Consider the following 1,012-nt stretch of genomic DNA (forward strand, 5'->3'; position numbering starts at 1 on the left):
GGGCGGCGTCGAAGTCGCTCTGGTCGCCGCCGACCATGATGGACAGGACCGCTTCGATGGCGCCGGCTTCGCCGCCGGAGACGGGGGCGTCCAGGACGCGGATGCCCCGCTCGCCGGCGGCCTTGGCCAGGTCGATGGAGGTCTGCGGGGTGATCGAGGACATGTCGATCAGCAGGGCGCCGGTCTTGGCGTTGGCCAGGATGCCGTCGGGGCCGTAGGCGATGGCCTCGACCTGCGGGGAGGCGGGGACCATGGTGATGACGACGTCGGCGTCGGCGACGGCGTCGGCGATGGAGGTGGCGGCGGTGCCGCCGGCCTTGGCCAGGCGCTCGAGCTTGTCGGCCTCGAGGGTGAAGCCGGACACGGTGTAGCCGGCCTTGATCAGGTTCTCGGCCATGGGCGAGCCCATGATGCCGAGGCCGATCCACGCGATCTTGGGGAGGTTGCTCATCGGGATGCCTCTTTCACACTGAAAAAAAGTTTGGGGCGGGCCGGGCGCGGGCGGTTACTTCGCGGCGCGCTGCTCGGCGGGCAGCCAGCCGAACGCGTCGGCGCTCGGGGCGTTGCCGGGCTTGTATTCCAGGCCGATCCAGCCGTCGTAGCCGTTCTTCTTCAGCCGCTCGAGCAGGGCGGTGAAGTCGAGGGTGCCGGTGCCGGGGGCGCCGCGGCCGGGGTTGTCGGCGATCTGTACGTGGGCGGTCTTGGCGGTGTAGCGGTCGATGACCTCGTTCAGGTCCTCGCCGTTCATCGACAGGTGGTACAGATCCATCAGGAAGCGGGCGTTGTCCAGGCCGGTTGCCGCGTTGACCGCGTCCACGACCTCGATGGCCCTGGGGGCGGAGACGATCGGGCACTTCGGTGACTCGGGCGCGTTGAGCGCCTCGATGATCAGTGTCCCGTCGATCTCGGCGATGGCGCGGGCGGCGAAGGCGAGGTTCTCCAGCGCGAGCTTGTCCTGCTCGGCCTCCGGGACGCCTTCGACGCGGTTGCCGTAGAGGGCGTTGAAGGTGGT

2 protein-coding genes are annotated in these 1,012 nt (G+C 69.5%); both read right to left on the reverse strand.

Going from position 1 to position 1,012, the window contains the following annotated elements:
• Positions 1–451, reverse strand: a 451-nt coding sequence (locus tag ACZ4S3_RS40270) for an NAD(P)-binding domain-containing protein (protein ID WP_467943777.1), incomplete at its 3' end; no start/stop codon positions are given.
• Positions 452–505: 54 nt separating this feature from the next.
• Positions 506–1,012 (reverse strand): TIM barrel protein (locus tag ACZ4S3_RS40275; RefSeq protein ID WP_467943779.1); only part of this gene is annotated, 507 nt, incomplete at its 5' end.

Source organism: Streptomyces sp. NPDC028368, assembly GCF_055565615.1.